Annotated in this window: 20 protein-coding genes; 6 read left to right on the top strand and 14 right to left on the bottom strand. The window is 59.6% G+C overall.

The features are described 5' to 3' along the window. Positions 1-48: 48 nt before the first annotated feature. A complete protein-coding gene (locus FHT78_RS24355) occupies positions 49-825 on the bottom strand; it encodes a methyltransferase (protein WP_183749135.1) in 777 nt (258 codons plus the stop codon). A 4-nt stretch (positions 826-829) separates the two neighbouring features. Beyond that, positions 830-1,057 carry a DUF2007 domain-containing protein gene (locus tag FHT78_RS24350; protein WP_183749134.1) on the bottom strand — a complete coding sequence of 76 codons (228 nt, stop codon included), beginning with the start codon at positions 1,055-1,057 and terminating at the stop codon, positions 830-832. Positions 1,058-1,166: 109 nt separating this feature from the next. Here FHT78_RS24350 and FHT78_RS24345 point away from each other — a divergent pair, with 109 nt between their 5' ends. From FHT78_RS24345 to moaB, 4 genes are all read left to right on the top strand, one after another. Then, complete coding sequence (locus tag FHT78_RS24345) at positions 1,167-2,183, top strand: polyprenyl synthetase family protein (RefSeq protein WP_183749133.1); 1,017 nt, start codon at positions 1,167-1,169, stop codon at positions 2,181-2,183. A gap of 229 nt (positions 2,184-2,412) precedes the next feature. Further along, positions 2,413-4,245: a tetratricopeptide repeat protein gene (locus FHT78_RS24340; RefSeq protein ID WP_183749132.1), complete on the top strand. Its 1,833-nt coding sequence runs from the start codon at positions 2,413-2,415 to the stop codon at positions 4,243-4,245. Positions 4,246-4,251: 6 nt separating this feature from the next. After that, positions 4,252-5,145: a 4-(cytidine 5'-diphospho)-2-C-methyl-D-erythritol kinase gene (locus tag FHT78_RS24335; protein WP_183749131.1), complete on the top strand. Its 894-nt coding sequence runs from the start codon at positions 4,252-4,254 to the stop codon at positions 5,143-5,145. Beyond that, positions 5,145-5,696, top strand: coding sequence for a molybdenum cofactor biosynthesis protein B (gene moaB, locus FHT78_RS24330; protein ID WP_183749158.1), 552 nt, complete (start codon positions 5,145-5,147; stop codon positions 5,694-5,696). The genes FHT78_RS24335 and moaB overlap by 1 nt, the downstream gene beginning before the upstream one ends. Before the next feature lie 22 nt (positions 5,697-5,718). Here moaB and FHT78_RS24325 read toward each other — a convergent pair whose 3' ends face one another. After that, positions 5,719-6,033 carry a hypothetical protein gene (locus FHT78_RS24325; RefSeq protein ID WP_183749130.1) on the bottom strand — a complete coding sequence of 105 codons (315 nt, stop codon included), beginning with the start codon at positions 6,031-6,033 and terminating at the stop codon, positions 5,719-5,721. 175 nt (positions 6,034-6,208) lie between these two features. Next, a complete protein-coding gene (locus tag FHT78_RS24320) occupies positions 6,209-6,727 on the bottom strand; it encodes a glycosyl transferase (protein ID WP_183749157.1) in 519 nt (172 codons plus the stop codon). Positions 6,728-6,867: 140 nt separating this feature from the next. Here FHT78_RS24320 and FHT78_RS24315 point away from each other — a divergent pair, with 140 nt between their 5' ends. Together FHT78_RS24315 and FHT78_RS24310 are read left to right on the top strand one after the other, a co-directional pair. Continuing rightward, a complete protein-coding gene (locus FHT78_RS24315; RefSeq protein WP_183749129.1) occupies positions 6,868-8,025 on the top strand; it encodes a PA0069 family radical SAM protein in 1,158 nt (385 codons plus the stop codon). 217 nt (positions 8,026-8,242) lie between these two features. Beyond that, entirely contained in the window at positions 8,243-8,935 is a 693-nt protein-coding gene (locus FHT78_RS24310) for a ribonuclease HII (protein WP_183749128.1), read from the top strand. Positions 8,936-9,154: 219 nt separating this feature from the next. On the opposite strand, the gene FHT78_RS24305 is transcribed toward FHT78_RS24310, so the two are convergent. The 10 genes from FHT78_RS24305 to FHT78_RS24260 all read right to left on the bottom strand — a co-directional run bounded on the left by FHT78_RS24305 (position 9,155) and on the right by FHT78_RS24260 (position 19,219). Further along, on the bottom strand, positions 9,155-9,646 hold the full coding sequence (locus tag FHT78_RS24305; RefSeq protein ID WP_007814282.1) for a F0F1 ATP synthase subunit B: 492 nt from the start codon (positions 9,644-9,646) through the stop codon (positions 9,155-9,157). A 3-nt stretch (positions 9,647-9,649) separates the two neighbouring features. Next, positions 9,650-10,270 carry a F0F1 ATP synthase subunit B gene (locus tag FHT78_RS24300; protein WP_183749127.1) on the bottom strand — a complete coding sequence of 207 codons (621 nt, stop codon included), beginning with the start codon at positions 10,268-10,270 and terminating at the stop codon, positions 9,650-9,652. Positions 10,271-10,346: 76 nt separating this feature from the next. Continuing rightward, entirely contained in the window at positions 10,347-10,574 is a 228-nt protein-coding gene (locus tag FHT78_RS24295) for a F0F1 ATP synthase subunit C (protein WP_015338972.1), read from the bottom strand. Between the two features lie 66 nt (positions 10,575-10,640). Next, positions 10,641-11,393, bottom strand: coding sequence for a F0F1 ATP synthase subunit A (locus FHT78_RS24290; RefSeq protein WP_183749126.1), 753 nt, complete (start codon positions 11,391-11,393; stop codon positions 10,641-10,643). Positions 11,394-11,451: 58 nt separating this feature from the next. Further along, positions 11,452-11,790, bottom strand: a complete 339-nt coding sequence (locus FHT78_RS24285; RefSeq protein ID WP_183749125.1) for an AtpZ/AtpI family protein — start codon at positions 11,788-11,790, stop codon at positions 11,452-11,454. A 380-nt stretch (positions 11,791-12,170) separates the two neighbouring features. Beyond that, the gene (locus FHT78_RS24280; RefSeq protein ID WP_183749124.1) at positions 12,171-13,349 is read right to left on the bottom strand and encodes a cell wall hydrolase; all 1,179 of its coding nucleotides are present in this window, start codon (positions 13,347-13,349) and stop codon (positions 12,171-12,173) included. 207 nt (positions 13,350-13,556) lie between these two features. Continuing rightward, complete coding sequence (locus FHT78_RS24275) at positions 13,557-15,455, bottom strand: potassium transporter Kup (RefSeq protein WP_183749123.1); 1,899 nt, start codon at positions 15,453-15,455, stop codon at positions 13,557-13,559. An 18-nt stretch (positions 15,456-15,473) separates the two neighbouring features. Continuing rightward, the gene (locus tag FHT78_RS24270) at positions 15,474-16,451 is read right to left on the bottom strand and encodes a magnesium transporter CorA family protein (RefSeq protein WP_183749122.1); all 978 of its coding nucleotides are present in this window, start codon (positions 16,449-16,451) and stop codon (positions 15,474-15,476) included. 393 nt (positions 16,452-16,844) lie between these two features. Then, positions 16,845-17,996, bottom strand: a complete 1,152-nt coding sequence (locus tag FHT78_RS24265) for an Mrp/NBP35 family ATP-binding protein (protein WP_183749121.1) — start codon at positions 17,994-17,996, stop codon at positions 16,845-16,847. Between the two features lie 491 nt (positions 17,997-18,487). Beyond that, a complete protein-coding gene (locus FHT78_RS24260; protein ID WP_183749120.1) occupies positions 18,488-19,219 on the bottom strand; it encodes an autoinducer binding domain-containing protein in 732 nt (243 codons plus the stop codon). Positions 19,220-19,402 lie beyond the last annotated feature (183 nt).

Below are 19,402 nucleotides of genomic sequence, written 5' to 3'. Positions count from 1 at the left end.
TGAATTGGTTTACGCCGTTCAGAACGAAACCGCTTTCCTGGAATTAGTTCAGAGTCTGCCATAGGCCGCGCGGCCATTGTTGAAATCATCGACGAGAGGGGAGAACTTGTGGCCCCCCTCCTCGTGCATGATGAGAGGCGCACGCAGCGAAAGCCGTGCCCGTGAGCCCTTGATCGCCGTTACGAGGATGCGGACGGCGTTTCCCCCTTCACGCGGGTGAATGGCGGTGATCTCGATGCCGCCGAAGCGCCTGCCGCAGGCGTCGATGATCTCGGCGATCGATTGCGGCCTCGCGATCAGCGACAGTTGTCCGCCCGGTATCATGATGGCGCCGGCCGTGCGGATCCAGCTCTCGAACAGGCCATCCGTCATGGCATGGGCCTCCGCCTTCAGCGCATCCGGCGTCCTGCGGTCGCCGGCATCGTTGAACGGCGGGTTCATAATAACGTGATCGAAGCTCTCGTCGATGAGACCCGCATCATTGCGCGCCTTGGCCGTCAACGTGACATCGGCTTCGATGACCGAGACGCGGCCTGCCAAATGGGCATTGTCGGGCAGTTCGATACTACGGCGAGCGTAGTTTGCCATCTCTGCCGAGCGTTCAAACAGCACGACCTCAGCCTTCGGAAGGCGGGAGGCGACGGCAAGACCTGCCGCACCTGCACCAGCACCGAGATCGGCCACTTTTATCGGGCGATCGTCGGCAACGAGGGCCGCCAGCATCATGGCGTCCATGCCGGCGCGATGCCCCCTGCCCTTGGGCTGGACGATATGGAAGAGGCCGCGATGAAAGGCATCCGTTGTGTCGGTCACCGCCTGCGTCATCCTTTCACTTCCGCTCGCGCAATTCGCCGCCGAGACCCGCATCGCTGAGGATGCGGCGGGCTTGATCGGCCATCGCCTCATCGACCAACAGGCGACGCGGCAGCATGCCGAGCGAACCCTCGAGCACGCTCATCCCCTGATCAGCGATCAAGCACGGAATTCCCGCATCCTTCATGAGGCTCTCTGCAAATGAGAGCAGAACGGGATCGTTTGCGCGGATAAGCTCATGCATTTGCCGTCATTTTCCTTTTCGATTTTGCTGGCAGCGACAATTCACCCCTTGCCGCCTCCATCGGCCCTTTCTATTGTCAAAGGCAATGAATGAACAGGAGTCCGGGTCGTTGGGCGTGGTCATATCGCTTGAAGAAAACAAAAACAAACTAGCTTCCATCAAGCCGCTGGTGGATCTTACCAAGGCTGATATGGAGCGGGTGAACCAGCTTATCCTTTCCAAGGCCGGCTCCGACGTCCAGATGATCCCTGAGGTGGCAAACCATCTCATCTCCTCTGGCGGCAAGCGCCTGCGGCCGATGCTGACGCTCGCAGCGGCCTCGCTCCTAGGCTATCGGGGCGAAAACCACATCAAGCTCGCCACATCAGTCGAGTTCATGCACACGGCAACGCTTTTGCATGACGACGTGGTAGACGAAAGCGACCTTCGCCGCGGCAAGTCGACCGCGCGCACGATCTGGGGCAACCAGGCAAGCGTGCTCGTCGGCGACTTCCTGCTCGGCCAGGCCTTCCGCATGATGGTGGAAGTCGGCTCGCTGGAAGCGCTCGACGTGCTCTCCTCCGCAGCCTGCGTTATCGCCGAGGGCGAGGTGCTGCAGCTCTCCGTCGCAAAGAACATGGAAACGACCGAGGACGATTACCTCTCTGTCATCCGCGCCAAGACGGCAGCACTTTTTGCCGCGGCTGCAGAAGTCGGGCCGATCGTCGCGGAAACCGGCAAATCCGGCCGCAACGCACTGAAATCCTACGGCATGAACCTCGGCCTTGCTTTCCAGCTCGTCGACGATGCGCTGGATTATGGCGGCAAGGCTGCCGATCTCGGGAAAAATGTCGGCGACGATTTCCGCGAGGGCAAGATTACGCTGCCGATCATCCTCGCCTACCGCCGCGGCACGCAGGAAGAGCGCACCTTCTGGCGCGATGCGATCGAAGGCGGCAACGGCAGCGATGCCAACCTGGAAAAGGCGCTCGGCCTGATTACCAAATACGGCACGCTGAACGACACGATTCAGCGGGCGGTTCATTACGGCACGATCGCACGGGATGCGCTCGCGCCGCTGCCCGAGAGCGCTTGGAAATCAGCCCTGATGGAGGTCATCGACTTCTGCATCGAGCGCGTGAATTAAAGCGTGTCGCGATATCAAGGATTCGCTTGCCACGCTTTAAGATTGTTTGACGCGTGTCGTTACCGCAAACCGTAGCGCACTTTTGCGCGCACGCTTAATCAAACGTCCCAGACGAGGGCTGAATTTCTTGCAGGGCCGCTTCAAAAAAGCCATCCTGTTGTGAATCAGTGTTTGCAACTGATTTTGCGGCCGGCACGTTTTCCGGCCGTCCCTGAAGAAAGGTTTTCTAATGCGGCAGAGATTTGTCACCCGTCTCCTTTCGAGCGCAGCCCTGGCGGCGGTCCTTTCGCTCGGCGGAATTGGCGGTGTGAACGCCGAAGATGCGGCCAAGGCAGATGACGCCAGCAAGGCCGTGACCTTTGATCCGGATAATGTTTCGACCTTCTCCGGCGCTTTCCTCGCTGCCCGCACGGCCGATGTGGATCACGACTATCCGACGGCGATCGAACTTTACAAGAAAGCCCTGCAGATCGAGCCGGGCAATCCGGAAATCCGCCAGCGCCTGATGATCTCGCTGCTCCTCAATGGGGATATCAAGGACGGCGTGAAATATGCCAACGACCTGAAGGGCGATCCGACCGTCGAGCGGATTACCACGATCGTGCGCGGCATGGATGCGATGCGCCGCGGCGAGTTCAAAACGGCAGAATCGATCCTGAAATATGATGGTCCGAACGATCTCGACCGCATGATGAACGACCTTCTGCTGGCCTGGGCGCGAGTGGGTGCTGGCCGCGGCAGGGAAGGGCTCACCATGGTCGAGAAGATGAAGGGACCGGATTGGGTCCGCATCTTCAAGAACTACAATGCCGGTGCGATCGCGATCGTCAACGGCGACGTCAAATCTGCCCGCCAGCATCTCAATGATGCCGTGCTCGACAAGGAAGGCGGCGCGACTGCCCCCGACACGTTCATGCGCGCCATCATGGCGCTTGCCCGCCTCGAGGCCTCGCAGGGGAATAAGCAGAAGGCGCTCGACGCTGTTTCCGTCGGCGACAACCTGCTGCCGAATTATGCCCCGCTGAACGCGTTGCGCGACAGCATCGAAAAGGGCGAGAAGCAGGAACAGCAGGTCAAGAGCGCCGAAGAGGGCGCGGCCGGGGTACTCTTCTCGGTCGGCGGCGCGCTGAACCGCGACGGCGCCGAGGACATCGTCTCGCTCTATCTGCAGACAGCCAAGGCGCTCGATCCGAACAGTGCCGACACGCTGGTACTGCTCGGCGGCATTGCCGAAAAGCAGAACCAGATGGACCGGGCGATTGCGCTTTACCAGAAGGTGCCGGCGAGTTCGCCGATGCGCCGCATTTCAGAACTGCAGCTGGGCCTCGCGCTCGCGCAAGGCGGTAAGGTGGACGAAGCCCGCAAGCACCTGCAGGCGCTGATCGCTTCCGACCCGAAGGATGTCAGGAGCTATCTCGCCTATGGCAGCGTGCTTTCCGACGCCAAGGACTATCAGGCGATGGCCGACAATTACGACAAGGCCGTCGAAGTGATCGGGCCGCTGCCGGGCCGTGCAGACTGGAGCGTCTTCTTCCAGCGCGGCATCGCCTATGAGCGGCTGAAGAAGTGGGACCAGGCGGAGCCGAACTTCCGCAAGGCGCTCGACCTCAATCCGAACCAGCCGCAGGTTCTCAATTATCTCGGCTATTCCTGGATCGACATGAACCGCAACCTCGACGAGGGCCTCGAAATGATCAAGAAGGCCGTCGAGCTGCGTCCTGATGACGGTTATATCATCGACTCGCTCGGCTGGGCCTATTTCCGCCTCAACCGTTTCGACGATGCGGTCGACGAGCTGGAGCGTGCCGCCCAGATCAAGGCTGGCGACGCGACGATCAACAACCATCTCGGCGATGCCTACTGGCGTGTTGGCCGCAAGCTTGAAGCTGTCTATCAATGGAACCGCGCTCTCGCCTCAGAACCAGAGGAAGCCGAGATTCCAAAGATCAAGGAAAAGGTTGCGAACGGCCTGCCAGCCCAGAACGACGATTCTAAGGCTGCCGACAAGAAGCAACCTGATCCGCAGCCGACGCCGCCGCCGCCGGTCGACAAGAAGTCTTGAAGTCGCATGCCTGAAACGGGTGCGCTCCTTTCCGTAACAGGCGATTTCGCCGTTACCGAAAATGCCTGCGCAAAAATCAATCTGGCTCTGCATGTGACAGGTCAGAGGTCTGACGGCTATCACCTTCTTGAAATGCTGGTCACATTTGCGCGCCATGGCGACCGGCTTGGCTTTGCTCCTGCTGATACCGATGATTTCACGCTTTCCGGGCAATTCGCCGATGTGCTGGCCGATGATCCCGGCACCAATCTGGTGCTGAAGGCGCGCGACCTGCTGCGTGAAATTGCAGGTGGCGCTTCGCCCGTGCGCATCCATCTGGAAAAGAACCTGCCGGTCGCTTCCGGTATCGGCGGCGGTTCGGCGGATGCGGCTGCGACGTTGCGCGGGCTGATGCGCCTGTGGGATATCGCGCTTCCCGCTGAGACCGTTGGCGCTCTTGCGTTGAGACTTGGCGCCGACGTGCCGATGTGCCTGAAAAGCACACCGCTGATCGCCCGCGGTATCGGCGAACAGATTGAGACGGTCGATTCCCTGCCCTCCTTCGCCATGGTGCTCGCCAATCCGCTGAAAGGCGTTCCCACGCCCGAGATCTTCCGACGACTTGTTACCAAGAATAATCCGCCGCTGGTCCTGGCGAAAACGCCGCACTGGTTGGAGGCTATCCGGGCGACACGCAATGATCTCGAGCTGCCGGCGCGGGAACTGGTGCCTGAGATCGCCGAGATTTCCAATATGCTGACTGCAGAAGGTGCGAACTTCACCCGCATGTCCGGTTCTGGCGCGACCTGCTTCGGCATATTCGATACGCCCGTTGCTGCGTTGCGTGCCGCTGAGCGTCTTCACGCGGCTCGCCCGGACTGGTATTTCCAGGCGACGGAGACCTTCGCAGGAGGCACATGATGGCAGGCCTGGACGAAAAGAGGCTTTTTATACCCCTCGGCATTGCGGTTCTGACCGTTTCGGATACGCGTACGCCGGCGGACGACAAATCCGGCGATACGCTGGCTGCGCGGATTGCCGAGGCCGGACATCAGCTGATCGACCGCGACATCGTGCCCGACGACCGCGAGAGGATCGCAGCGCGTGTACGCGCCTGGACGGAAGCCAAGGAGATCGACGTCGTCATCACCACGGGCGGTACCGGCTTTACCGGCCGCGACGTGACGCCCGACGCGCTTGAACCGCTCTTCGAAAAGAGGATGGATGGGTTTTCAGCCGTGTTCCACCGGATTTCCTACGACAAGATCGGCACCTCGACGATCCAGTCGCGCGCCACGGCAGGTGTTGCCAACGCTACCTTCATCTTCGTGCTGCCAGGCTCGCCCGGCGCCTGCAAGGATGCCTGGGACGGCATATTGAAGGCGCAGCTCGACTACCGGCAGATGCCTTGCAACTTCGTGGAGATCATGCCGCGGCTCGACGAACACCTCAAGCGCGGCGCGACGAAATAGGCTGGCTGCGACAGCGACATCGCTATGTCGCGAGGCCCGGCAGGGCGGGCATGCTTTCCCAGCTATCGCCGGACAGTAGCACGCAGCTTATGCCGTGAACGTCCGTGACGATGAGTGTCCAGGTGCCGCTTTCAGCGGCATAGACCTCGAGAACGGCGTTCTGGTTGATCAGTCCGACTGCCGTGAGCTTTTCAGCAAAGTTGCTGTCCAGGAATTTGACGATCTCGGATCGGCCTGCGCAACTGCGCATCATCTGCGATGCCGCCGGATGCGGATGCGCGATCAGCAATGCCGTCAATATGACGGCCAGCAGGCCGCGGACCATATTGCGTAGCATGACGCACCTCCTTTTGCCGGGAACCCGGCAGAAGAGGAGATTTTCGTTGACCTGTTCTGCCGTTCACCGGCATTCCATGGCCATCCGTTGCGAAGCCAAGCGCTTCGGCGGCGCCATACTCAAATTATAGCGCGAAATCCTATTGGGCGCCATCTTTTCGCTATTGAGGAGTGCACTAGCGCGCGGCGCGCGCGACCCAGGAGGGAATCAATTCGCTGGAGAGTTGGCGTGGCTTCTGTGCCTTGGCGAATTCGGTAAGGCGCATGCCGCTTTTTGCAGCTGAAATGGCAAGTTTCTTCGGTATGAGCAGGCCGAGCTCCAGTGGCGGCCTGACACGACCTACACGCTGGAAAAAAGGGCGGCGATAGCCGCGCGAGGCGGTAAAGCGCGCAGGGACCTTGTTCAAGGCCACATACTCCGAGACTTCGTCGATCCAGCCTGCCTGCGGTCTTGCGCCCGGCTCGACGAAGAGCAGCCATTCGCCGCGGGCAGAACGGATAATGTCCTTGATATCCCACTGGGAATGGAAACGGCAGCCGGCAGCATCCGCCACCCGCGCGGAGCCATCGCGCGAGCCGTAATCGAGCACAACCACGTCACTGACGAGGCCTTCCACGGCACCCGCCACCAACACCGATAGGGTCTGGGCCAGCTCAGGTTCCTGATCCTGGCATTCGAGAACGACAGTCAACATTGCCTGTTTATAGAGCGCCGCACAAAATTTTGCCAGCACCACTTTCCGCATTTTGTTCTTGCATTGTTCTCGTTTTGAGGATAGGAATTTAATCATCAAAACGAGCGGGATCGCGCATTTTTCCGCCGCTGGAGAATCCGATGAAACCACAGTCCCTTGCAGGGCAGGCCGCATTTGCGCCTGCCAATACGACGGATATTGCCGACGCGATGATCGCGGCTTCTGGGCTGCGCATCGAGGTTGACCGGCGGCGTGGCCGCGGCGCGGGACTGAACCCCAGCGGCCGCTTCGAGCCTACGCAGCGCGAAACCTTCGATGACGGCTGGCAGACGCTCGAGGAACTGCCGCCGTTCAAGACGGATGTGCAGATCGAAAAGCCGCGCACTGCGATTACCCGCAACGAATCTCCCGATCTCTCCTTCGATCGGTCGATCAATCCCTATCGCGGCTGCGAGCATGGCTGCATCTACTGCTTCGCCCGACCGACCCATGCTTATATGGGCCTTTCGGCAGGGCTGGATTTCGAAAGCAAGCTCTTTGCCAAGCCGGACGCGCCTAAGCTTCTGGAACGGGAGCTTGCCAAGCCGGGTTACAAGGTACGCGTCATCGCGATAGGCACCAACACCGACCCTTACCAGCCGATCGAAAAGGAATGGCGCATCATGCGGCAGATCCTCGAGGTATTGAACAAAGCGAACCATCCCGTTGCGATCGTCACCAAGTCGGCGATGATCCTGCGCGATCTCGATATTCTCACGGAGATGGCGGCGAAAAACATCGTGCGCGTCGGCATTTCGGTCACGACGCTCGATCGCAAGCTTGCGCGCCTCATGGAGCCGCGGGCTTCGACGCCGACGCGCAGGCTGGAGGCGATCCGCGGGCTTTCGGAGGCCGGTGTGCGGACGTCGGTGATGGCCGCGCCGATCATTCCGGCACTCAACGATCACGAACTGGAACGTATTCTCGATGCCGCTAAAGCGGCAGGAGCGGAAGAAGCGAGCTACGTATTGTTGCGGCTGCCACTGGAAGTAAGCCCGCTATTCCGTGACTGGCTGCTGCAGAATTATCCTGATCGCTATCGTCATGTGATGTCGCTGGTGCGCTCGATGCGCGGCGGCAAGGATTATGACGCCGAATTCGGCAAGCGCATGAAAGGCGCCGGACCCTACGCCTGGCAGATCGCCCGCCGCTTCGAGATGGCAGTGAAGCGGCTTGAACTGACCCGTCGAAGCCTCGCGCTACGTGACGACTTATTTGTGCCGCCTGACGGAAGCGGGGTGCAGCTTTCGCTACTGTGACTGGTTATTTTCATGCAATTCCAGCAAAACCGCTGCGCACTTTTGCTGGATTGCTCACGAGCTTGCGTGAGGCGTGAAGAAGACCTGCCCTGCGTCTTCTGCCTTGCGCAATTCCGCGGATGGCCCTGACCGCACCGTCCGCCGGACAGCCCCCGGCCGTCGCCGCCCTGATCCGGGGGCTTGCAGGAAATCGGGTTGGCGTGCGAGGTTCAACCGCATGAAACGTCGCACGCCACCCGATTCTCCTCTGCTCTTTGAAGAGGTCCCCCTCGTCCCGGATTTCCGGCTGGAGCTGAAAGCCCGCAGGGCTGGCCATTGGCCTGTCGCGGGCGCTGATGAGGCTGGACGCGGACCGCTTGCAGGCCCTGTCGTTGCCGCAGCGGTGATCCTCGATCCCAAGCGCATTCCTGAAGACCTCAACGATTCCAAACAGCTTTCGGCGCAGAAGCGCGAGGAGCTGTTCGTACAAATTCTTGCGACCGCCACGGTTTCCATCGCCTCTTCCAGCTCCACGCGCATCGACGAAACCGATATCCGCAAGGCAAGCCTCGACGCCATGCGCCGCGCGATCTGCGGCCTTTCCGTGCCGGCAAGCTATGTGCTGACGGATGGGCTGGACGTGCCTGCAGGGCTGGACTGCCCGGGGCAGGCCGTGGTGAAGGGCGACGCACGATCCGTCTCGATTGCGGCTGCCTCCATCGTGGCAAAGGTGACACGTGACCGAATGATGGCACGCGCGCATCTGGTGTTTCCCGAATACGGTTTTGCCGCTCATGTCGGTTATGGCACGGCGCAGCATCGCTCCGGCATCGAAAAGCACGGGCCATGCTCGCTGCACCGGATGAGCTTCCGACCGCTCCGCAAGGACGGCGTCGTGGGAGAGGTGAATGGAGAGATGCTGGAGGATTAGGCTCCGGTGCGGTATCTGCACCGTCTTTCTACGGGCTACAGCAATGGCAGAAAGCCAAGACACTCCTTTGCCGTACCGACCACCGAAGTTTTCGCCAGAAGGTTTCGAAGCCATCCACCGTTTCCAGCTGCCCCACGCATCACCGCTGAGCGCAACGCTATCTTCCAAACAGAAAAGCCCCGCTGAAGCGAGGCTTTTCTAATCCTGTAGAACTGCAGATCAGTTGAGGCGGGTCTTCACTTCGCCGACGGCCTGACCGAAGAGTTCCGACTGAACCTTGCCATCAGCCTGTTTGCCAATGACGGATTCAGCGGCTGCGATGGCGAGATCGACGGCAGCAGAGCGAACAGCCTTCATTGCGTCGGCTTCGGCCTGCTTGATCTTCTGCTCGGAAAGAGCCGTCCGGTTAGCGACGAATTCTTCCGTTTTCTTCTTCGCCTCGGCGGTCAGCATTTCGGCCTCTCGCTCGGCAGCTGCCACGATGTGCGCAGCTTCGGCTTCGGCCTCCTTGCGCTTGCGCTGATATTCAGCGAGCAGGTGCTGAGCCTCTTCGCGCAGACGCTTGGCTTCCGCCAGCTCGTTGCGGATCTGGTCGGCGCGGTCGTCAAGCGACTTCGCCATCATGCCTGGGACCTTCAGGTAAACGATCAATGCCAGGAAGAGAACGAGGCCAACGAAGGCGAAGAAAGTCGCATCGAAAGCAAATTCCATCGATCAAGCCTCCTTCTTGGCGGCTGCAACGGCAGCGGCAACATCAGACTGGGCAGCAGAGCCGCCGATGAGCTGTTCGACAACGGCTGCAGCGGTTTCCTCGGCGATGGCACCGACATCGGCAAAAGCCTTTGCCTTCACATCAGCGATACGGGCCTCGGCAGCCTTCAGCTTTTCGGTCAGGCTAGCCTCGGCCGTGCGACGATCACCCTCGGCCTTAACCTTGGCGGCGTCACGAGCTGCAGTACCGATCGAGTTTGCCTTAGCGCGGGCAGCGGCAAGTTCGCCTTCATAGGTTGCGACGGCAGCATCGGCTTCCGCCTTCAGGCGGCCGGCTTCTTCGACATCCTGCGAGATGCGGTTGTGACGCTGCTCAAGGATGGCGCCGATGCGCGGTGCGATGACCTTTTGCATGAGCAGGTAAAAAATGACGAACGTAATCGCCAGCCAGAGGAGCTGGGATGCATAGGTCGACGAATCGAAGGGCGGGAAAGGCCCACGCGCGTGCTCGCCTTCGGCGACGCCGGTCTCGGTATGGACCTCGCCGGCAGCCGGAGCGGCATGCGCATCCGTCGCGGTTCCCGCCGGGACCTCTTCAGCGTAGGCCGGGGTCACAAAAAACATGCTCACCTCCAGGTGTACAAATGCAAAGGATCACGGCTCGCTGTTCGCAGGCCGTGATCCATCAATCCCACCGAAATTAGACGGCGAAGAGGAGGAGAAGAGCGACGAGCAGCGAGAAGATGCCCAGAGCTTCCGTAACGGCAAAACCGAATACCAGACGGCCGAACTGGCTGTCAGCGGCAGACGGATTGCGCAGAGCGCCGGAGAGGTAGCTGCCGAAGATGTTGCCGAGGCCGAGAGCCGTACCGGCCATACCAAAGCAAGCCAGACCTGCACCGATGAACTTTGCTGCTTCCGCGTCCATGTTGAACTCCTTTAAATGGTTGTTGCGGCGAATGACTGACGCCCTTTGACGTCGATGTCGTTATCCTTAGTGCCCGCCTGGATGGATCGCGTCATTGAGGTACATGCAAGTCAGCACCGCAAAGACGTAAGCCTGAAGGAAGGCAACGAGGAACTCGAGACCGGTCAGGGCGACGGTCATGATGAGAGGAAGAACGGCTCCGCCGACACCGACTGCACCGAGGGCTCCAAGCGAGGCGACGAAGCCTGCGAACACCTTCAGCGTAATGTGACCGGCGAGCATGTTTGCGAAAAGACGAACCGACAATGAAATCGGCCGGGACAGGAAGGAAATGATTTCGATCGCGACGACCAGCGGCAACAGAATGCCCGGCACGCCCGAGGGCACGAAGACATTAAAGAAGTGGAAGCCGTGCTTATAGAAGCCGTAGACGAGAACCGTGCCGATGACGAGGATCGCGAGCGCGAAGGTGACGATGATCTGGCTGGTGATCGTGAAGAAATACGGGAACATGCCGAGCAGATTTGCCGTCAGCACGAACATGAAGAGTGAGAAGACCAGCGGGAAAAACTTCATTCCCTTGGTGCCCGCGCCTTCCTTCAGCATTCCGGCAATGAACTCGTAGGACATTTCGGCAAGCGACTGCGAACGGCCAGGAACGATAGCGCGGGTCGTGGTCGAGAAATAAAGGAAGCCAGCAGCGACGGCAGCCGAAGCCACCATGAAGAGCGATGCATTGGTGAACGAGAAATCAATCCCGCCGATCTCGATCGGCACAATCTTGAAGATCTGGAACTGATGAGTCGGATCGTTTGACACCGGTTGCTCTCTCTCTTTGGCCCGCCGGGAAGCGGAAATTGCACTGGGCCGGGCGGCCCTATTTATCAGCGTTTTGGCGATCCAGGGGTTGGGCAACCTTCCCCGCAGCGCGCAAAACATTCAAAACGCCGGCACAGAATCCAAGAAGCAGAAGAACAATCAACCCCCAAGGCGTCGTGCCAACAAAATGGTCGAAGAGCCAGCCGAGTACAGCACCGACAACGATGGCAGAAATGAATTCGCTCGAAAGCTTCATCGCCTGGGCATAACCTTTACGGCTCTGCTCGGCGCTGGCCTCCCGCGCTTCTTCCTTCCTGTCATCGACACGCTTGGAGGCAAGTTCCGCTTCCAGCTGCCGACGGCGCTGTTCAAGACTTTCTTCGCGGTCATCCGCCATCGTGCTCTCCTCCGCTCCCGTCGCCCGCAATCCCGCTACCCCGGTTTTCCGAACCACGGACGCGAAGGTTAAAGAACCTTCCGGCCCGTTCTGAAGTCGCGCGCAACATAGTTTTAGGGATTAGTATAGTCAAGGCGTAGCGAGCTTGTGTCCAGCCATAAAATAATCTCACAAAATCAAATATTTAAGCGGAACTTGCCCCCTCGCGCCCGATTTCATCGACAGAATCCGTCTTCGAACAACGCCGGGCGGCAAAAAATCGGCAATCAGTGCCCTTTTGCTTAAAGCGTGTCGCGATCCTTCGGATTCGCTTGCCACGCTTCAGGCTTTTGCTTCACGCATATCGTTATCGCAAAACCACCGCACGCTTTTGCGCGATATTAACTCCAGCCGCCGCCATAGGTGCGGTAGAAGACATGCATGCCGATGCGGCCCACTTTTTCCATGGTCCTGGCCCAATTCGGCCGGACGTAGACCGCATGGTAATGCGTGGCCGACCCCACTTGCGGCAGCCAGATCTTGCCGGCGGTTACGGCTAGGGCAACATCGCGGGCGACGCGCCAGTGATATTGCGAATTCACACGGTCCTTGATGCTGTCGCAGGCGAAGGAAAACTGGCAGCGGTTGCGCCAGTCTTCGTTCTGGTAGACGACCCCGCAGATGGTCTTCGGATAGGCTGGGTTGCGGACGCGGTTGAGGATGACCTGTGCGACGGCCGCCTGCCCCTTCACGGATTCGCCGCGCGCTTCGAAATAGATCCCTGAAGCCAGGCATTGCTGCTCGCTTGCGGAAAAGACACTGGGCGGGAGGATGCTAGCAGCCCAGGCATGATCCTTCGGGCCTATCTGCGGCACGAAGCGACCTTCATCCTTGTCGGTCAGGATCGAATCGAAAGGCGACTGGCGGGAATAATCCGGTGCTGCCGCCGCATAGGCCGTCGCCAATACATCCGCCTTATTGCTGGTCACGAGGCTTGCCAGCATTGCCGGTACAGCATTGTCCTGCTGTGGCGTCGGCTGCGTCTTGTAGAAGGCCGTGGCAATCTCGATCTCCTTGCCCTTGATTGTCGGCTTCACGAAGGCAGACTTATCCTTGAGATCGAAGACCGGGCGGAAGAGAAGTCTGGTGCGTTCAAGGATCGAACCGGCGGAGAAATCTTTTGGCGGCTGCACCTTTTCGACGGCGACGACGCGGCCTTTCTTGGCATCGCGATTGACGCGATCCTCGTCCGGGCTACTCTCATTGCCCTTCTCACCGGAGACGAAGGCAACCTTACGGCCGTCGGGCAGCACCATGCCGGCACCGGCAGCGATCGAGCCGGTGGCAGCGGGATCGGCAAAGGCGAGTTCCGCTTGATGGATGGAGCCTGCGGGCGAATTGGTCAGAACCATGCGCCAGCTTTCGCCATCGTTGTCGAGACCGGCGAGCATGGTGGCAAGATCAGCGTGGGAAGCGACGCTCGGAAAGATCAGCCAGCCGGCCACGCCGAAGATCGCAGGAGAGATCCAATTCTGGGGCAAGAGACGCAGCTTGCTGCGGGAACGGCCATTTCGACGCAACGCGGACTCCGAGCATGGGACGCAGGAACAGTCCCAAGAAAATCTCGCATTAACCTTGATAGCTGGTTAACGACCTCTTCCGGATTATGCCCATGAGGATTTCAGTATGTTCCAATGAGGCTGACATTCTCACGAGTTGCATCGTCTCATTCCGTGCTCGGCACAGAAATTGGAGAGGACGATATGGCGCCCTCTCCTTCTTTCCCGTCAGATGATGACGTGCGAGCCCAGTTCCACAACGCGGTTCGCCGGCAGGCGGAAGTAGTCCGATGGATTGGCGGCAGCGTTGGCGAGCGCGATGTAGAGGCGGTCCTGCCAATAGGGCATACCGGACTTGGCGTCGGGTACCAGCTTGCGGCGACCGAGATAGAAGGACGTCGTCATAATGTCGAACTTCAGGCCGGTCTTGCGCAGTGCCGCCAGCGCCTGCGAGACATTCTGCGATTCCATGAAGCCGAAGAGCAGTTCCACGCGCGAGAAGCGTTCCGATATTTGCTCGACTTTATAGCGCTCCTGCGGCGAGACGCGCGGCTTGTTGACCGTGCGGATCGTCAGGATGACGTTGCGATCATGAAGCACATGATTGTGCTTGAGATTGTGCAGCAGTGCGGCGGGTGCGGAATCCGGATCGCTGGTCAGGAAGATCGCAGTGCCTGGAACATGGGCCGGCGAATGCTCGCTCTTGCGCTCGATGGAGCTGACGAAGGACGCGAGCGGAATATCGGTGTGACGGGTCTTTTCCGTCAGGATCGCCGTGCCGCGACGCCAGGTCCACATGATGACGGTGAAAGCCGTTGCGATCATGATCGGGATGTAACCGCCGTCGTGAATCTTCAAGAGGTTGGCGCCGAGGAAGATCAGTTCGAGAACAACCAGCGGCGCGAGTGCGATAATAGCAACCGGAAGCGACCAGTTCCAGCGGGCACGGACGAATTCGAAGGCCATGATCGAGGTGACCACCATCGCGCCGGTGACGGAGATGCCGTAGGCGGTGGCCAGCGCATCCGAGGTCTTGAACCCGAGCACGAGGAAGATAACGCCGAAAAACAGTACCGCATTGACCGAAGGCACGAAGATCTGCCCGGTATTGGTCTCGGATGTGAAGAGGATTTCCATGCGTGGCAGGAAGCCGAGGTTGATCCCCTGACGCACGAGCGAGAAGGCGCCTGTTATGACGGCCTGGCTTGCGATGATGGTGGCGGCGGTTGCGAGAATGACGACCGGCAAGAGCGCCCATTGCGGATACATGAGGTAGAAGGGATCCGACATCGTCATCGGATTGCCGAGAACGAGCGCCCCCTGCCCCAGATAGTTCAGCGTCAGCGACGGGAAAACCAGCACAAACCACGCCCACTGGATCGGACGCCGACCGAAATGGCCGAGATCCGCATAGAGAGCTTCCGCGCCGGTGACGGTCAGGAAGACGGCGCCGAGAACGACTACGCCGTAGAAGCCCTCGTGCAGCAGGAAGCTGACGGCATAATAGGGGTTGAAGGCGGCGAGGATGCCGTAATCATCCGAAATGTGCACAATGCCGGCGGCGGCCATGACGAGGAACCAGAGCGCCGTGATAGGACCGAAGAAGCGGGCGACCGCGCCCGTTCCATGCGACTGCACGACAAAGAGCAATGCCAGGATCGCCACCGATATGGGTACGATATAATCCGATAGCTGCGGCGTGACGAGCTTCAGGCCTTCGACGGCTGAGAGAACCGAGAGCGCCGGGGTGATCATGGCATCTCCCAGGAAGAGCGCTGCCCCCATCAGCCCGAGCAGCATCAAGAGCGCAGTGTGGCCGTTGGCGGTCTTCATCAGGAGGGCCAGCAGCGACAGCGTGCCGCCTTCGCCGTCGTTGTCGGCGCGCAGCAGGAAAAGCACGTATTTGATGGTGACGATGATGGTCAGCGCCCAGATCATCAGGGAAATCAGGCTAATGACCTCGAAACGGGTGAGACCGTCATGGGCAACCGGCTTCAGCGCTTCGCGGAACGCATAAAGCGGGCTCGTGCCGATATCTCCATAAACGACACCTACCGAACCCAACGCAAGATAGAAGAGCTTGCGCGGCCCAAGGTGACGTTCGTGAGAATGGCTTTCTTCAGACATGAAGCAATCACAGGCTCCTCAGAGCCAGCCTTTCCAGCGGAAAAAGAAGAAGGGAATGACGGCGGAGATCACCATGAGACCGAGCGAATAGGGATAACCCGCGGTCAGGTGCAACTCCGGCATGAATTCGAAATTCATGCCATAAATGGAGGCGACCAGCGTCGGCGGCAAGAACACGACCGAAGCAATCGAAAAAATCTTGATGATGGCATTCTGCTCGATGTTGATGAGGCCGAGCGAAGCGTCGAGCAGGAAGGTGATGTTGCCGGCGACGAAGGACGCATGTTCCGAAAGGGACTGGATGTCGCGCGAGATCGTTCGGCAGAGCTCTTTGGTTTCCTGATCGTGCTGCACGACCGGAATCGTATAGAAGAAAGTGAGAAGGCGCGAGAGCGAACCGAGACTGTCGCGCAGTTTGCTGATCATGCGATGATGGCCGGCAATGTCCTTCAGCTTCTCTTCCAGATAGTTCGATGGCTTGCGCACCTTCTTGGCACGGTCACCGAACACATGCACAGAGAGGATGTCCAGGCGGGAGATCGACATCTCCAGAACCTCGGCGGTCCGATCGACGATCGTTTCCAGGAGCTTGGCGAGCAAAGCGGCGCCGCTGCGCCACTGTTCCGGTATGCGGTGCAGAGCGGCGATGAAGAGTGCGAAGGATTTCGGATGGGCATAGCGGATGGTCACCAGCTTGTCGCCGGCGAGGATGAAGGCGACATCCGTCAGGGTCGGCGCTTCCGTTTCCGCTTTCCATATCAGCGAAGCGGTCATGTATACTGCGTTATTTTCGACATAGAGGCGAGCTGACGGCTCAATTGCCCTGAGATCGTCACGGGTTGGCACTTCGATGCCAAGGATCTTTTCGACATGCAGCTCCTCCTCGCGAGTCGGTTCGACCATGTCGACCCATACCACATCCGCCGGAAACTCAGGAGGATTGGCAAGATCACGGATCTCGACCGACTTGCAGTTGGAACAATATGCGGTGATCACAGCCCGCATCTCCCGCGCCCAACCGTCTTAGCCCTTTTCATCGAAAGCCCTTCCACGCCCCCGCGAGTGCAGTCAAGCCAGGGCACACTCGTCATCGATCGTAACGGAAGCGGATAAAGCAGGTTCATAAAACTCCGGCCATGTCGGCCTTACCGGCCGGGTTGCTCCACTGCATCGCAGTCACCAATCCTTCGATCGACAAGTCAACTCCGAATATGCAGAGAGGGCGGAACCTTCATCGACAGGCGGCATCACAGAGCATTTGCAGACGCGCCATCATGACGCCGGCGCGCATATGAAGCAAAGCCGGAAAATAATCAAGACATCTTACCCGAACTGCGCCTTTTCATCTCATTTCCTCCACAATTCGTGGTGAGCGGCGCGTGATTCGCCCTACTCGAAGACGATTGCAGGTGCAGCGCGCTGTGGCCTTTCGCCGACCTGTTCCCAGACCTTGGCAGCAATGGCACGGTAGATTCCGGCGACGATGCCATTTGGATCGGAGGCGACGAGCGGCGTCCCGGCATCCGAAGTCTCGCGGATGTTCATGGTCAGCGGCACTTCGCCAAGGAAGGGCACACCGATGCGCTCGGCTTCCTTGCGCGCGCCGCCGTGGCCGAAGATGTCGTAGCGCGTGCCGGTATCGGGCGCGACGAAATAGCTCATGTTCTCGACGATGCCGAGAACCGGCACTTCGACCTTGCGGAACATGTTGAGGCCCTTGCGGGCATCGATCAGCGCCAGATCCTGCGGCGTGGAGACGATGACGGCGCCGGCGAGCGGCACTTGTTGAGCCATGGTGAGCTGGGCGTCGCCAGTGCCGGGCGGCATGTCGACGACGAGAACGTCGAGCTCGCCCCAGGCGACCTCACGCAGCATCTGCAACAGCGCAGACTGAACCATAGGCCCGCGCCAGATCATCGCGGTTTCCTCATCGACGAGGAAACCCATGGACATGACCTTGAGACCGTAATTCTCCATCGGATTGATGATGCGGCCGTCGATCTGCGTCGGGCGGCCGGAAATCTTTAAGAGGCGCGGCATGGAGGGGCCGTAGATATCGGCATCGAGAATACCGACGCGAAGACCATTTGCCTGCAGACCGAGTGCCAGGTTGACCGCAGTCGTCGACTTGCCGACGCCCCCCTTGCCCGACGCGACGGCGATGATGGCGCCAATACCGGGAACGCCGATCCTGGCGGTGCGAGGCGGCAGCTGCGGGGCATGGGAGTGGCCGTGACGGCTGTGGTCAGCCTGTGGGCCGGGGCGCGTTGCGGGCGCATTGGCGGCGGCCTTCTTGTCTGCCGTCAGTGCCACAAGCGCGCCTTTGACGCCCGGCATCTCCTTGATGACGCGCTCGGCAGCGAGCCGCAACGGCTCCAGCTCCTTGGCGCGTTCGGCCGGCACTGTGATGGAGAAATAGACCTTGCCATCGGAAATGAAGACATCGGAAACCATGCCGAGTTCGACGATGTTGTGCTCCAGATCCGGGCCTCGCACGGTCTTCAGCGTTTCCAGTACCTGTTCCTTGGTGACCTCGGTCATTCCACCCTCACTGCTTTTCGTCATCAGTAAATAGTGGAGGCCGGCAGGTTCGCCAAATAAAATCGGGCAGCAGGCACACCTCGCGTCAAAGGAAGGCAGCACATTTCTCTCCGTCGAGAATTGGCGCAATTCGGAGCAACGTAGAGGAAGCAAAAAAGGCTAGAAAAGTAGAAAGAAATCGTCCGGTCTCGGAACAGGGCAAAAGGCGTGGCAAACGCAACAACCGCCGCCGATATCGGAACGCCGGGAGAAAAGCGGCAGCGATATCAGACGGCGGCGTGTCGGTCGCGCCATAGATCTGGCGCTGTTTTCAAAGTCCCCTCTGGACCTCTGTCGATAACGAAGCAGGAAGCGTGCCAACTGCGAAAATCGCTGAAAAAGGATGGCAATCGTCAGTTCTAGCGGCCCATCAAGCAATCGACGCTCAGATATTGAGCAGCCAAGCAGCAACTGACGTAATTTTAGGCCGCAGGCCTGCTGAAATCGGGGCCTTACTTGATGAGGCCAATGCGCAGTGCCTTGGCGACGGCCTGCGTGCGATTGACTGTATCCAGCTTCTTTGTTGCGCGGTTCAGGTAGTGATTGACCGTGTGTTCGGAGAGATCGAGGATTTCCGCGATTTCCGCACTGGTCTTGCCAGCGGCAGTCCAATTGAGGCAATCGATCTCACGGTCCGTCAATGTATCGGTCATGCGCGTATCGAGATTACGGATTTCGGCCAGCCGATCGAAGACATGGATCGCGATGTAGCTGAGTTCCCGCATCTCCGCCGGAGTGAAGGGCTCGCGATCACCGGCAAAGGAGACTGCACCGCGCGTCCCCGACGGCTCATGGGTCGGAAAATAGGCGCAGCGCATCATCTTGAAGCGTTCGAAAAGGGCTGCAACGACACCTGTCTTGCCGTCGTCGCGCGGCCAGTTGGTGCGCGACGTATCGTAGAAGAAAGGCAAAGTCGACGTGCGCAGCCGCCGCAGGACCGGACTGTTCACCATCAGTCCTTCCTGATCGTAGATGGACAGGAGTTCAGCGGGCCAGCTGGTAATGATCGTGTTGCCCTGAAGATCGAAGGAGGTAACCGGCGGCAGGTTCAAAACCATGAATGCCCGGCTGCGATAGGCCTCCGTCACCCGCTTCATGAAGCGGAAAATGTCGAACTGCGTCTTTAGACCGGCGACCTCGTGGACGTAGGCGTCTTCCACCGAAGTTTGCGGTAAGCTTGCCATCAGATTTTTTCGCCTTCGAACCGGGCTTTGGTAAACCGCTGGCAGCCTGCGTGGAAAAACGGTCAGTACAGGGTGGGTTACACGACGCCCGTCAGATCAATAGTATTCAGCCTCGGCGTGCAGCGCGTTCGGCCGGTGAATTGTCGATGATTTCGCGGACGACCCCAGTTGGCGTGATTCGCC

This window comes from Rhizobium sp. BK196 (assembly GCF_014193255.1).
Classification (GTDB): Bacteria; Pseudomonadota; Alphaproteobacteria; order Rhizobiales; family Rhizobiaceae; genus Rhizobium.
This window is presented reverse-complemented; position numbering and strand designations above follow the sequence as displayed.